This is a genomic window from Acinetobacter sp. GRABPA_MV_2 (genome assembly GCF_056725885.1).
On sequence record NZ_JBWZNA010000006.1, the window covers coordinates 16304 to 29427 of the forward strand.

Genomic DNA, 13124 nt, shown 5'->3' on the forward strand with positions numbered 1-13124 from the left:
TAGCCTTCTAAATAAGACTGAAGGCTATGCAATTTGCTGGGTTTAAAGAATCGCTTTTAAACGTTTAACCACTTCTTCGCATTGTGCCAAATCTGCTACTAAAGCCATACGCACATGGTTGGCACCAGGGTTACCTTGTTCGGTATCACGAGATAGATAACGACCTGGTAAAACCTTAATATGTGCTTTTTCCATCAGCATTTTGGCAAAAGTTTCATCATTATCTACTTTTAACCAGTAATAAAAACCGGCATCAGGTTTTTGTAGTGGGAGCAGATGGCCTAGCTCAGATTGGAATAAATCAAATTTTGCACGATATTGCTTACGGTTTTCTTCAACATGATTTTCATCGTTCCACGCTGCGATTGAAGCAAGCTGGTGTTGTACTGGCATTGCAGCGCCGTGATAGGTGCGGTATTGCAAATATGGCTTTAACAGATCGGCATCACCCGCTACAAAACCTGAACGCAGACCCGGTAAGTTTGAGCGTTTTGAAAGTGAATGAAATACGATACAGTTTTTGTAGTCATCACGTCCAAGCTCAGCACAAACTTCTAATAGGCCAGTAGGTGCTTGGTCAAACCAAAGCTCTGAATAGCATTCATCAGAAGCAATAACAAAATTATATTGATCAGATAAGGCAATTAGCTTTTTAAATTGTTCTTTGGAAAGCACAGTACCTGTTGGGTTACCCGGTGTACACACAAAAAGAAGGGCTGTCTTTTCCCAAACTTCTGCTGGTACTGCATCAAAATCACCTAAATAACCATTTTCTTCTGTGCAATTAATGAAGTATGGCTTTGCACCTGCAAGTAAAGCAGCACCTTCATAAATTTGATAAAACGGGTTTGGCATCACCACATAAGGTGCATCTTCACGATTAATTAATGCCTGTACAAAAGAGAAAATCCCTTCACGAGTACCAGAGACAGGCAAGATATGGTTTTCAGCACTGATGCTGTTAAGTTTAAAGCGCTTAGTTAACCAATCTGCAATGCTTTGGCGAAGCTCTGGTAAGCCTTTGCTGTTTGGATAAGTTGATAGGTGGTTAAAGTTATCAATAATAGCCTGTTTAACAAACTCTGGTGCTGGATGCTTAGGTTCGCCAATTGATAGAGGAATCAAGGGAAGGTTAGCAGGAGTAGTATCCTTAAAAAGTTGGTTTAACTTTTCAAATGGATACGGATGTAATAACGACAAGCTAGAGTTCATTAAACAGTTACCAAGTAGTTGAGTTTCAGTGCTGACAAATTTGATTAGATGCTTCATCTAATGCAGCTTTCAGTTTTTCAGAGAAGAGTTTGACCTCTTCGTTATTCAGTGGTTTTCCATCTTTTTTGGTGACAAAGAAAATATCTTCGGCACGTTCACCTAAAGTTGCGATTCGGGCTGAATGGATGTCTAAACCTTGCATCATAAATAAACCACCCACGCGTGCAAGTAGGCCGGGGTGATCGAGTGTTGAAATTTCGACCATATTTTGCTGTAAGGCTTCATTTAATGTTACATCTACTGTGTTTTCAATGTCGAAGTGACGTAACTGTCGTGGAATACGACGTTGCATGAGTCCCGGATATTGGTCTGGTTGGCTAAGCGCTTTCACTAATGCATTTTTAACGGTTTCTTCACGCTCTGGGTCGGTAAGCAATGTACCGAAACGATCAAGTACAACATAGGTGTCTAAGCTAAATGCTGTACTTGCTGTGATAATTTTTGCGTCTTGAACATCTAGGTTCATTCGGTCTAAAACGGCAACAGTGGTCGCAAATAGGTTAGGTTGATCGCGAGTATAAATAAAGATTTGCACCGCATCTTGAGCTGCTTTACGGTGAGCACGCAAGAGCACTAATGGCTCTGGATTATCACCATGTTTTAATATTGCTTGTGTATGCCATGCAATTTCGTCTGCTGATTCTTTAATGAAGTATTCATCACCAAGTTCTTGCCATACTTTTTCGACATCTGCCAATGCGAAGTTATTTACCAGTAATTCACTTGCTGCAAATTTGGTGTCTTCAATTAACATTTGGTAGTCAACAGGACGACCTAAACCTGTACGGATTACATCACGGGCATGTGTATAAAGCTGACGCATAAGCGATGCGCGCCATGTGTTCCATAGTTTTGGATTTGTCGCGTTAATATCTGCAACTGTTAAAGTATAGAGATAATCAAGATGCTCCATGTCGCCAAGTTTTTCTGCAAAATCTTTCACGACGTCTGGATCAGAAATATCTTTTTTCTGAGCTGTAAGTGACATGAGCAAATGGTTTTGAATAAGCCATGCAATTAATTTGCATTCACGCTCTGTAAAGCCATGTGCACGTCCAAACTCAATCGCGTCTTCTGCGCCAAGTTCACTATGGTCACCACCACGGCCTTTTGCGATGTCGTGGAATAAAGCAGCAATAAAGACAATATCTTGACGGGCAAGACGTTGGAAAACTGAACTTACTACAGGGAATTCTTTAGCGAATTCAGGTTCTCTAAAACGATTTAAATTACGCAGCAATAATAATGTGTGAGCATCGACCGTATAGATATGAAATAGGTCATATTGCATAAGGCCCATAATTTGGCCAAAAGCAGGAATATAGTTTCCTAAAACACCATAACGTTTCATCGCAACCAAGGTATCGTATAAACGATATGGTGAACGAATAATCGACATAAACAGTGCTTGATGCTCTGGATTATCGCGATAACTTTGGTTGATTCGTTTCGCAGCAAGAATAAGTAAGCGTAAAGTCCGAGCGCGAATACCTTCAATATCTGGTCGATTGGCTAAAATATAGAACAACTCTAAAATCGCGCTTGGATGCTCTGCGAATATTTTGTGATGTTGTACGGCAAGTTTATTATCGACAATTTTAAAGTGATCGTTAACAACTTCAATTTTGCGTTCATAGTTGGGGAGTCGAGGAGTAATCACTGACTCGCTAAAATACGCCAGCAACATTTCATTGAGTGTTGAAACTTGCTGCGCCGTACGATAGTAGCGTTTCATGAACTGCTCTACACCATAATTTACAGGTTGGCCTTCTTGACGCACATATCCAAATTTGGCGGCAATTTCCCTTTGGTGGTCAAAGAGTAAACGGTTTTCATCACGTTTAGCTAAACGGTGTAAATGATGTCGAATTTCCCAAAGAAAACTTTCAGCTTCTTCTAAAACTGCCAATTCAAACTCTGAAATGAAACCTAAATGCACTAAGTCATAAATGCGGTTTACGCGGAAGTGGCGTTTGGCAATCCAGCCAATTTGATTAATGTCACGGATACCGCCTGGTGCATTTTTAATATCGGGTTCTAAATTACTTTCAGTATTGTTGTGTTGATGGTAACGCTTGGCTTGTTCGGCCATCTTTGCGTCATAAAATGTTTTATCTGTCCATGTCTGCGAAACAATACGGCGAGGCCATTTCGCAAGCTGACTATTACCCGTAATTAACCGCGCCTCAATTAAAGTTGTTGCAACGGTTAAATCGGTAGTGGCCTGTTCAACACAGCTTTGAATCGTGCGAACACTAATGCCGGGTTTGAAATTGCCAACGTCCCATAAAGACGAAATAAATGTAGAGATACGTTTTTCGTTTTCTTCGTTAATTTCATGCTCCGATAGGATCATGATATCGACGTCAGAATAGGGCAACATTTCACGGCGCCCATAACCGCCTACAGCAAAAAGGCCCAGTTCTGTCTGATCGAGTTCAGCATGTTTCCATAAAAAGATCAGTGCTTCATCTACTAAATCTGAACGGGTTTTAATGATTTCACGAATAGATTGCCCATTTTCATATGAATCTTGCAACTGCTTTTCTACATCCGTTCGCCATTGATTAATGGCTTTAATATCATGATGACTTGAGACATAGTTCAACAATGGCGATATATTGATCATGAAAATGGGTCTACCAATAAGTAAAAATTAAGAGTTTGTTTGAACGCTTACTTGATCAGCGGTTTCTTTCACTAAAGTACGAGCAAGATCAGTATTTTCAGCACGAGCGGTTGCTACACCCATACGACGACGTTTGAAACCTTCTGGTTTGCCAAACAGGCGTAAATCGGTGTCTGGGTGTGTTAAAGCCACATTGAGGTTGCTATAACTTAAATTGTTAGCATCAACTCCAGCATAAATTACTGCACTTGCTGCAACACTGTGGCGTGCTGTGTTTACAGGTAAACCTAAAATTGCACGTGCATGCAGTTCAAATTCACTTTGAAATTGTGATGCTAAAGTTACGAGTCCTGTGTCGTGTGGACGAGGTGAAACTTCACTGAACCAAACCTTGTCACCTTTAATAAACAGTTCTACACCAAAAATACCACAGCCACCAAGTGCAGTTGTCACTTTATTCGCAATACGTTTTGCTTCTTCTAGTGCTGCCGCAGTCATTGGTTGAGGTTGCCAGCTTTCTACATAATCACCGGCATCTTGGCGGTGACCAATTGGGTCACAGTAATGAGTTTCAATTTCACCAGTTTCAGGGTTTTTAGCGCGAATGGTAAGTAATGTAATTTCAAAATCAAAATCAATTTGAGATTCAATAATGACCGTGCCTTGGTTAACACGGCCACCTTGCATTGCATATTCCCAAGCTGCATCGACTTCATCGAAACTTTTTACACGAGACTGTCCTTTACCAGAAGAAGACATGACTGGTTTTACAAAGTTTGGATAACCAATGTCATCGCAAGCAGCACGGAAGCTTTCGAGCGTATCAGCAAAGCGATATGCAGAAGTAGGTAGGCCAAGTTCTTCAGCCGCAAGACGGCGGATGCCTTCACGGTTCATGGTCAGGTTTACAGCTTTAGCCGAAGGGATGACAGTTGCTACTTTGCTCGCTTCAATCTCAAGTAAAACCTCTGTCGCAATTGCTTCAATTTCTGGAACAATTAAATTTGGTTTAATTTTCTCGATGAGTTGTTTTAATTGGGCAGGATCTGCCATGTTTAACACATAAGAAAAATGTGCAACTTGCATTGCTGGTGCGTGATCATAACGGTCGGCTGCATGTACTTCTACACCAAGGCGTTGTAAGGAAATTACAACTTCTTTGCCAAGCTCTCCTGAACCTAACAATAAAACTTTAAATGCAGAAGATTGAAGTGGGGTACCGAGTGTCACGCTCATGCGAATCATCCTGACAAAATTATTTTTTTAAGCATAGCAGAACTTATGGTGGAGTTAAGCCTTATCATGCATAAAAAAAGTAATTTTGTCGGACAATTAAAAAAGTGGTTTTTAGACATTAACCTGATAGTTTAAAAGCAACTCATCAGCATTTTTACCACGGATGCCCCAATTTTCTTTTGGTGTTTCAAAAATAGTAATTTCAATGTCTTGTGGAGAAATTCTGCATTGTTCTTGAATATTACGGAATAAGGTTTGAATAAGCTGCTTTTTAGTGGCTGGACTGCGGCCTGCAAACATTGAAAGTTCAATAATAATGTAATGCTGGCTTCTGTCAGAAGGGTAAATGAAATTTCCTGGTTTAAGGCTAATAAAACGTTGAAATCTTTTCTCAACAGGATATTTCAATTCTTCAATAAGCGCTTGATGGATTGCATGAGAAAGTAATTCTCGGTACTGCATAATGGTTTGTTCATTTGCATAAATTTTAACTTGTGACATTTTTATCTCTATTAAGTAGCTAAGGTTATCTTTTTAATCAATTCAAAAATTAAATTTTCCAAGCCAGAAGTTTCAATCTTAAACGCTTCTGGCTAGGTTTTATTTTATATAAGGAAGATGAGTTTATCTATTTATAAAGGTAAATAAGTATAGATCAGGCCATAAACAATTGCGGCAGTTAAAGTTGCCGGTACGATTTTCTTAAATTTAAAATAAAGACCTGCTAAAACTAAAAAACCGATAAGCATTGCGAAACTCTTATTGGGAGTTTCAAGGAGAGGTGGAAGAGTAGCAACTACAAGCATGGCACTAATTGCAGATATTCCAATACTTCCTAAGGCAATTTTGATCCAGATTGAGCCGCGTCTTTGTTGGTTGCCCTGTAGTTTTTGTATTACGAAAAAAGGTCCAAAGCGTGAAGCAAAATTGGCTATGCCTACAATAATGCCGACCAGAATAATTTCTAGGTTCATATTAAGCCTCAACCTCATCATGCTGTTTCAGCACATAATGTTTAAATAGACCAGCTAAAATGCCTGAAAAAATACCAATAAAGATAGCCGCTGATAAGTTAATCCAATAACATGCCAAAGCTGAAACTACTAACGATACAGCAACAACAAGGCTATGCTTTCGTTCGAATGCCGCTAATAAAAAACTTAAAAATAAAGCAGGTAATAAGAAGTCTAAAGCTGCTTGTAAAAACTTTGGTAAATGAGCAACTTGATCGGCGAATAATCCACCTAACAAAGAGCCACTTGCCCAAGCCATCCAACTAAATAAACTTAGGCCAAGCATCCAAGACTCGGACCATTGTTGTCTGCGCTGTGAAAGTTGGATCATTCCACTGGCAAAAACTTCATCCGTTAAGCCCCAAGCCCATATTGCCGTTTTCTTAAGATTTAATTTGTTTGGAATCAGGTTGTATAGAGCAGGTCCATAAAGGACATGGCGAATATCTAGTGCAATGACTGTTAATGCTGTTAGCCAAATGGATGAACCGCTAGCTAAAAGCGCAACAACCAAAAATTGGCTAGCGCCGGCATACATTGAACAAGATAGAAAAAAAGCTTCCCATGGTGTAAAACCAAACTGAGATGCAGAAACGCCAAAGGCAAAAGAAACGGGTAAATAGGTGAGTACGATAGCTTGGCTATCTTTGGCGCCTTGCCAAAAAGTTGCTGTTTGGGCAGGCATCAATTGTTGTTCGGACACAATACACCTTGGCAATAAACCAAATGATAAAAATACTTGAAAGATTGAGTATTGTAGCCGAATTTAATAGCATAGTGCCGAAATGTTTAATCGGCAGTTTGATATGTTCAAGGCAAAGATTCGTTTAGTTTATATCGCCATGATAAGTGCAGGTATTTTTACATTGCAGGGCTGTGATAATGGTAATCAGGGTGCAGAAAAAAAAGTAGAAATTAAGCCAGCACCGAAACTAACCAATGATGCAACTGTTTATGCTCAAAAAGCATGGACATTGATTAACACGGTTGAGCATTTAGTTTATGAAAAACAACTTAGCCAAATTGATGACAAAGTTCGTAAACCTTTACGCCAATTGAGTACAGACTGGCGCATTAATGTAAAAATGACGGACTCAGTGACAGAAGGGAAATATGCACTCTGTCGTAAGGCCTTGACAAGTTTAGATATATGGGCACGCGAAACACTAGAAAACAATAGTTCAGTTGCCCAAAAACAAGCGGACTATGAGCGAGATAAGGCTCAATGTAAGGATGCGATCGATACGCCAAATCTTGGAAATACTTCGCCAAAATAAAACTAATGAATATAAAAAAGCGAGATGATCAATCTCGCTTTTTTTGCTTTTAAACGATAATGAGTGAATGTGAATTACGGTTTTGTGGCAGCTTTAGCGGTGTTGGCAGTTTTCACAGCATCTTGTTTCATTTGATGAGTCATTTGCTGTGATTCATGTTGAGCATGTGTCGCGCTGGTCATTGCATCATGTTTTTGAGTGCTTAAGTCTTTTTTAACATCCTGTTTAGTTTTAGTTACCTCTTTCTTGGCTTTTTGAGCTGTAGTTTTTCCATGTACCGCTACACATTTTCCACCTTTGTGATTCGGTCCTGTACCGCCTTGTAGTTGAGTCCCTTTTGGACATGCAAATGCCGAAACACTTAACATAGCCAATACGCCTGCTGTAAGAATTGTTGATAATTTTTTCATGTTAATCAGCGCTTTGTTGAGTATTATTGCTCAGTTTGAGTGTAGGGTGAAAATATCTGCTTTAACACATTTATTTTGTGGAAATAGAGTTTGAACAATGTTTTGATTTGCAGTGTTATCTAATTTTTTAATTTAATTTTAAGTTTTTATTATTTAGCCGCTTTTAAAAAATTAGCATTGTGCTTGAGCAACTACTTTCAATTTCTCAATATCTAGAATCTCAATTTTTCTAAAAGCAATTTTGATGATTTTCTGTTTTTCGAGCAGGCTCAGCTCATGATTGATCGTCTGTCTAGATGTGGTCAGCATATTTGCCAACTGTTCTTGAGAAATATGAATTTGATGATCTTGAATAAGAATATGGTTACCGTATCCCTCTAAAATGAACAGAAGACGTTGAGCTAGCCGTTGAGAAATACTACGTGTTTGGATAGCAATCTGTTCTAAGAAAACATACCTGAGTTTTTGGCTCGTTAAACGTGCGAAAAAATACCAATAATATGGATTGTCCTTGAGTAGATCATTTAATGGTTTTGCAGGAATATGTAGAACTGTACTTTTTTTCAAGGCAATGGCATCGTGTGAGCGCGGTTCATGATCAATCAACGATATTTCACCAAACCACATAATTGGCTCAGCAATAGCAGAAAGTGCTTCATTACCATTTACATCGACATAACCCAAGCTAATTGAGCCTTCAAGTACGGTATAAATGCCATCAAATAGATCTTGAGCGTGGAAAACATAGCTATTTTTTTCAAAGGTGATTTGCTTGCCATGTTCTAAAATAAAATTTTGGAATGTTTCTGGAAGCATACTAAACCATGTGTTTTCTTTTAGTCGATTAATATAAATTAGGTCCAATATTCGGTCATCCATGAAAAAATTCATTACTTTGTCAAATAGCTGACAACTTTAAGTTTTCCTTATTTGTACAGTATGACTATATGTTGATGAATAGGGAATAACTCATGTCAAATCTGGAGCAACAACTTAGCAAATATGCGGCTTACCACTTAAATCATAAAAATATTTTGACGCATTTTATCGGTATTCCGCTTATCGTGTTTTCAATTTTGTGTTTAACCGCAAGAGCAGGCATCGATATTGGTAATTTTAAACTGACTTTAGCCATAGTGCTGATTATAGCTAGTACGATCTATTATTTCATTTTGGATAAAGTTTTTGGCTTACTCATGCTCGTTCTTTTAGCTGCTGTGTATCCACTGGCGAGCCAAATTGCACAGTTATCTTTTGGAGAATGGTTAGCTGCAAGTATTGGTTTTTTTGTGGTGGGTTGGGTCTTTCAGTTTATTGGACATTATTTCGAAAAGAAAAAACCTGCCTTCGTTGATGATGTGATTGGACTCGCCATAGGACCGTTATTTGTATTGGCAGAATTTATATTTATGCTAGGTTTTAGAAAGCCTTTGCATGCGCGTATTTTACAAGAGGCGCGTAGTAAACGAGAGACGATGGATTTAAGTCATTAAATATAAAAAAGCCCCAACATATTGGGGCTTTTTCTTTTTAAGCTTTAAACTTAAACGTTAAAACGGAAGTGCATTACATCGCCATCTTGAACAACGTAAGTTTTACCTTCTAAACGCCATTTTCCAGCTTCTTTAGCGCCGTTTTCACCGTTGTATTGTACGAAGTCATCATATGCAACAACTTCAGCACGGATAAAGCCTTTTTCAAAGTCAGTATGAATCACACCAGCTGCTTGAGGAGCGGTTGCGCCAACTTTTACTGTCCATGCACGAACTTCTTGTACACCAGCAGTGAAATAAGTCTGTAAACCTAAAAGCGCATAACCTGCACGAATAACCACATTTAAACCTGGTTCTTCCATGCCCATTGCTTCTAAAAACTCAGCACGATCTTCATCTTCTAATAATGAAATTTCAGCTTCGATTTGGTTGCAAAGAGGAACAACAATTGCGTTTTCCTCAGCAGCAAGTTTTTTAACTGCTTCTAAGTGTGGGTTGTTTTCAAAACCGTCTTCTGCAACGTTTGCAATATACATCGTTGGTTTTAAAGTCATTAAACCAAAACCACGAACTAATTTACGTTCGTCATCAGACAAATCAGCTGCACGAGCTGGTTTACCTTCGTCAAGTAACGGTTGGATTTTTTCTAAAACTGCTTTAGTTGCTACAGCTTCTTTGTCACCGCCTTTAGCAACCTTAGTTAAACGTAAAATTGCTTTAGCAACAGTTTCAAGATCGGCAAGCGCAAGTTCAGTATTAATAGTTGCGATGTCGTCTAATGGATCAATTTTACCATTTACGTGAATTACGTTTTCGTCTTCGAAACAACGTACAACATGAGCGATTGCATCAGTTTCACGGATGTTAGCAAGGAATTGGTTACCTAAGCCTTCACCTTTTGATGCACCAGCAACAAGACCAGCAATGTCCACAAATTCCATTGTAGTTGGCAAAATACGCTGTGGTTTAACAATCGCAGCAAGTTTTTCTAAACGTGGATCTGGTACAGGAACAATACCTGTGTTTGGTTCAATGGTACAGAAAGGGAAGTTTTCCGCTGCAATCGCTGCTTTCGTTAATGCATTGAAAAGGGTAGATTTCCCTACGTTTGGCAGACCAACAATACCGCAATTAAAACCCATGAAAACCACTCACAAATGTGTAAATTAAAAATTGTCGCTGATTTTACATGAAAGCCATGACAAAGTCATGGCTAGAGCAGGGTTGTATTGCGTTTAAACTTTACGTTTATCAAGTTGCTGGGCTAATGCATCGCCAGTCGCTTGTACCAACATGACTAAAACAATTAAGACTAAAATGACAGCCACCATAATTTGCATATCAAAACGTTGATAACCATAACGATAAGCAATGTCTCCTAATCCACCTGCACCGATAGCACCGGCAATTGCAGAAGAGTTAATCATAGTCACAATAGTCACGGTAAAGCCTGCCACAATACCCGGCAAAGCCTCTGGTAAAAGCACATGCCAAATAATTTGTTTACGGTTACAACCCATGGCTTGAGCAGCTTCAATTAAGCCTTGGTCGACTTCACGTAAGCTGACTTCTGCAATACGAGCAAAAAAGGGAATTGCCGCAATCGTCAATGGAACAACGGCTGCCCAAACGCCATAACTTGTACCTACAATCCAGCGAGTAAGCGGAATAAGTGCAACCATTAAAATAAGAAAGGGCACAGAACGAGTAATATTAATGACCCAACCCAAAGCCTGATTAATCTTTTGTGACGGATGAATGCCATGCTCAGAAGTGCTAACTAAAACAACAGCAATAGGTAAGCCAATTAAAAAAGCAATAAACGCAGATGCGCCTACCATGAGTAAGGTGTCTACAGTTCCAGTAATTAATAAATCAATGAGCTGGTCGTGCATAGCCAAGTACCTCAAATTGTGCAATTGCAGTTAATGCGTCTTGTCGTAGAGATGAAAGATCAATTTCTACGTTAGGAATACCGACTAAAAGTGAGCCAATAATGTGCTCTTGAATGGTATCGACCTGACTTTGATATAAATTGACGGGTGCTTTAAATCTGGCAAGTAGTTCTTGAATATCAGGAACCTGATGTGCTTCAGCCTCATATTTCAGTTTTACAATAATATGAGTCGAATCTTCATCGGGTAGAGGACTGATTTTAAAAGGCAGGGTAATTTGCTCAAGGTTTAACAGTTCTTGAGTAATTTGCTGCTCTGGTCGTGAAAATACAGACCAAACTTGCCCAGCCTCTACAATTTCACCTTGGTCAATCACAACGACCTGATCACAAATTTCTCGAATGACCTGCATTTCATGAGTAATGAGTACAATGGTTAGGCCAAGTTCCTGATTAATCTTTTTAAGTAAAGCCAAAATAGTAGCAGTACTTTCTGGGTCAAGTGCTGAGGTGGCTTCATCACAAAGTAAAATTTCAGGGTGGTGAACAAGTGCACGTGCAATACCGACACGTTGCTTTTGTCCGCCTGAAAGTTGTGACGGATAATGACCAGACTTATCTGCAAGGCCTACGAGTGCCAGAACTTCATTTACACGCTCATCGATATCTGCTTTGTTGTAATTGGAAACTTTTAAGGGTAATGCCACATTTTCCCAGACCGTTTTTGCAGATATCAAATTGAAATGTTGGAAAATCATTCCAATGCGTTGGCGAGTTTGAATAAGTTCGGCATGACTCAATTCAGCAATGTTTTGTTGATGAATATGAATACTGCCTGTATTTACTTGTTCTAAGCCATTTAAAGTGCGGAGTAGGGAAGATTTTCCCGCACCACTTTTACCAATAATGCCTAAAATCTTACCTTGAGGAATATCAAGGTTAATCTCTTTTAAAGCATGCAGTTTTTGACCCTGCGATTGGTAAAATTTATTCAAACCACGAATTTTGATATGGGGTAGAGAAAAATCAACTTGTGATCCAAAACTCACCATCGTCATTCTCCTTATTTCCAGCCAGGGAACCAAAGTGTTGGCCCAATCTCAGCATCTAACACAGCTTTAACTTTTGGTGAGTTTTGATAGATCTCAACAAATTTCTTTAATTTGTCGCCCTTATCTTGGTAGTCATCACGTACTACAAACAAAATTGCATAACGTTTATTGGTATTGTCATCAAGTAAAAGTGCACTTTCAGGGTCAGCTGTTTTTGCTAAGCGTAGGTAATGCGGATAGCCAAAAGCCAAGTCAACATCATCAATTGCACGAGCAGTCTGTGGCCCTTCAACCTCTACGAATTGCAAATTTTTAGGGTTTGAAACTACATCTTTTAGTGCAGATAAATGATTATTTGAATCTTTAAGCGTAATTAATTTAGCTTGCTGTAAAAGTAGTAGGGCACGACCTTGATTCACTGGATCATTTGGAATGACTACACGTGCGTTTTGTGGCAATTCATCAAGGCTTTTATATTTCTTTGAATAAAGTCCCACATGTGATGCTGCACCCACTGCAAATGCTTTTAATTTAAAGCCAGTTTCTTTAATTGCATTGTCTAAGAACGGTTGATGCTGGAAAAAGTTGGCATCAATATCCCCATGATTTAAGGTAATATTTGGTGTGTTCCAGTCAGAAAACTCAACCAGTTTCACATTTAAACCTTGCTGCTTTGCTTCATCGGCAGCAGCTTGTAAAGTTTTTGCAAATGGTGGACTAATACCAATCACAAGTTCATTTGAGCCACTTTGACGGTGTTTATTCCAAAAGAATAAAGCAATAACAAGGACTACAACGACTAAGCCTACGCCTAGCCATTTTTTAGAGGCTGTTTGAGCCATGTCTAT

General features: G+C 39.0%; 14 protein-coding genes. 2 read left to right on the top strand and 12 right to left on the bottom strand.

Annotated features, from left to right (window positions below; all coding sequences use genetic code 11):
• Positions 1–42: 42 nt before the first annotated feature.
• The 6 genes from dapC to ACXM0J_RS07330 all read right to left on the bottom strand — a co-directional run bounded on the left by dapC (position 43) and on the right by ACXM0J_RS07330 (position 6835).
• Complete coding sequence (gene dapC / locus ACXM0J_RS07305; protein WP_025469676.1) at positions 43–1212, bottom strand: succinyldiaminopimelate transaminase; 1170 nt, start codon at positions 1210–1212, stop codon at positions 43–45.
• 25 nt (positions 1213–1237) lie between these two features.
• A complete protein-coding gene (glnD, locus tag ACXM0J_RS07310; RefSeq protein WP_086264508.1) occupies positions 1238–3901 on the bottom strand; it encodes a [protein-PII] uridylyltransferase in 2664 nt (887 codons plus the stop codon).
• Between the two features lie 27 nt (positions 3902–3928).
• Positions 3929–5146: a formate-dependent phosphoribosylglycinamide formyltransferase gene (gene purT / locus ACXM0J_RS07315; protein ID WP_086264509.1), complete on the bottom strand. Its 1218-nt coding sequence runs from the start codon at positions 5144–5146 to the stop codon at positions 3929–3931.
• Positions 5147–5248: 102 nt separating this feature from the next.
• Positions 5249–5638 (bottom strand): tautomerase family protein, encoded by a 390-nt coding sequence (locus ACXM0J_RS07320; RefSeq protein ID WP_086264510.1) that lies wholly within the window; start codon positions 5636–5638, stop codon positions 5249–5251.
• Between the two features lie 131 nt (positions 5639–5769).
• Complete coding sequence (gene ygaH, locus ACXM0J_RS07325; protein ID WP_001047275.1) at positions 5770–6111, bottom strand: L-valine transporter subunit YgaH; 342 nt, start codon at positions 6109–6111, stop codon at positions 5770–5772.
• Between the two features lies 1 nt (position 6112).
• Entirely contained in the window at positions 6113–6835 is a 723-nt protein-coding gene (locus ACXM0J_RS07330) for an AzlC family ABC transporter permease (RefSeq protein ID WP_014206530.1), read from the bottom strand.
• Between the two features lie 121 nt (positions 6836–6956).
• Here ACXM0J_RS07330 and ACXM0J_RS07335 point away from each other — a divergent pair, with 121 nt between their 5' ends.
• The gene (locus ACXM0J_RS07335) at positions 6957–7427 is read left to right on the top strand and encodes a hypothetical protein (RefSeq protein ID WP_025469827.1); all 471 of its coding nucleotides are present in this window, start codon (positions 6957–6959) and stop codon (positions 7425–7427) included.
• Positions 7428–7501: 74 nt separating this feature from the next.
• Here ACXM0J_RS07335 and ACXM0J_RS07340 read toward each other — a convergent pair whose 3' ends face one another.
• Both ACXM0J_RS07340 and ACXM0J_RS07345 read right to left on the bottom strand, forming a co-directional pair.
• Positions 7502–7837, bottom strand: a complete 336-nt coding sequence (locus ACXM0J_RS07340; RefSeq protein WP_046811555.1) for a hypothetical protein — start codon at positions 7835–7837, stop codon at positions 7502–7504.
• A 171-nt stretch (positions 7838–8008) separates the two neighbouring features.
• Positions 8009–8716, bottom strand: coding sequence for a Crp/Fnr family transcriptional regulator (locus ACXM0J_RS07345; protein ID WP_086264511.1), 708 nt, complete (start codon positions 8714–8716; stop codon positions 8009–8011).
• Positions 8717–8808: 92 nt separating this feature from the next.
• Here ACXM0J_RS07345 and ACXM0J_RS07350 point away from each other — a divergent pair, with 92 nt between their 5' ends.
• Complete coding sequence (locus tag ACXM0J_RS07350) at positions 8809–9330, top strand: Mpo1 family 2-hydroxy fatty acid dioxygenase (RefSeq protein ID WP_086264512.1); 522 nt, start codon at positions 8809–8811, stop codon at positions 9328–9330.
• Between the two features lie 50 nt (positions 9331–9380).
• Here ACXM0J_RS07350 and ychF read toward each other — a convergent pair whose 3' ends face one another.
• From ychF to ACXM0J_RS07370, 4 genes are all read right to left on the bottom strand, one after another.
• The gene (gene ychF, locus ACXM0J_RS07355; protein WP_086264513.1) at positions 9381–10472 is read right to left on the bottom strand and encodes a redox-regulated ATPase YchF; all 1092 of its coding nucleotides are present in this window, start codon (positions 10470–10472) and stop codon (positions 9381–9383) included.
• A 93-nt stretch (positions 10473–10565) separates the two neighbouring features.
• Positions 10566–11225, bottom strand: a complete 660-nt coding sequence (locus tag ACXM0J_RS07360) for a methionine ABC transporter permease (RefSeq protein ID WP_017386774.1) — start codon at positions 11223–11225, stop codon at positions 10566–10568.
• Entirely contained in the window at positions 11206–12282 is a 1077-nt protein-coding gene (locus ACXM0J_RS07365) for a methionine ABC transporter ATP-binding protein (protein ID WP_086264514.1), read from the bottom strand. Before ACXM0J_RS07365 ends, ACXM0J_RS07360 begins: the two co-directional genes overlap by 20 nt.
• Positions 12283–12287: 5 nt before the next feature.
• Positions 12288–13118 carry a MetQ/NlpA family ABC transporter substrate-binding protein gene (locus ACXM0J_RS07370; RefSeq protein ID WP_086264515.1) on the bottom strand — a complete coding sequence of 277 codons (831 nt, stop codon included), beginning with the start codon at positions 13116–13118 and terminating at the stop codon, positions 12288–12290.
• Positions 13119–13124: the final 6 nt, after the last annotated feature.

Excerpts from the sequence above, each read along its gene's own strand:
- dapC (WP_025469676.1), bottom strand. The coding sequence starts at position 1,212 with ATGAACTCTAGCTTGTCGTTATTACATCCGTATCCATTTGAAAAGTTA.
- glnD (WP_086264508.1), bottom strand. The coding sequence starts at position 3,901 with ATGATCAATATATCGCCATTGTTGAACTATGTCTCAAGTCATCATGAT.
- purT (WP_086264509.1), bottom strand. The coding sequence starts at position 5,146 with ATGATTCGCATGAGCGTGACACTCGGTACCCCACTTCAATCTTCTGCA.
- ACXM0J_RS07320 (WP_086264510.1), bottom strand. The coding sequence starts at position 5,638 with ATGTCACAAGTTAAAATTTATGCAAATGAACAAACCATTATGCAGTAC.
- ygaH (WP_001047275.1), bottom strand. The coding sequence starts at position 6,111 with ATGAACCTAGAAATTATTCTGGTCGGCATTATTGTAGGCATAGCCAAT.
- ACXM0J_RS07330 (WP_014206530.1), bottom strand. The coding sequence starts at position 6,835 with ATGCCTGCCCAAACAGCAACTTTTTGGCAAGGCGCCAAAGATAGCCAA.
- ACXM0J_RS07335 (WP_025469827.1), top strand. The coding sequence starts at position 6,957 with ATGTTCAAGGCAAAGATTCGTTTAGTTTATATCGCCATGATAAGTGCA.
- ACXM0J_RS07340 (WP_046811555.1), bottom strand. The coding sequence starts at position 7,837 with ATGAAAAAATTATCAACAATTCTTACAGCAGGCGTATTGGCTATGTTA.
- ACXM0J_RS07345 (WP_086264511.1), bottom strand. The coding sequence starts at position 8,716 with ATGGATGACCGAATATTGGACCTAATTTATATTAATCGACTAAAAGAA.
- ACXM0J_RS07350 (WP_086264512.1), top strand. The coding sequence starts at position 8,809 with ATGTCAAATCTGGAGCAACAACTTAGCAAATATGCGGCTTACCACTTA.
- ychF (WP_086264513.1), bottom strand. The coding sequence starts at position 10,472 with ATGGGTTTTAATTGCGGTATTGTTGGTCTGCCAAACGTAGGGAAATCT.
- ACXM0J_RS07360 (WP_017386774.1), bottom strand. The coding sequence starts at position 11,225 with ATGCACGACCAGCTCATTGATTTATTAATTACTGGAACTGTAGACACC.
- ACXM0J_RS07365 (WP_086264514.1), bottom strand. The coding sequence starts at position 12,282 with ATGACGATGGTGAGTTTTGGATCACAAGTTGATTTTTCTCTACCCCAT.
- ACXM0J_RS07370 (WP_086264515.1), bottom strand. The coding sequence starts at position 13,118 with ATGGCTCAAACAGCCTCTAAAAAATGGCTAGGCGTAGGCTTAGTCGTT.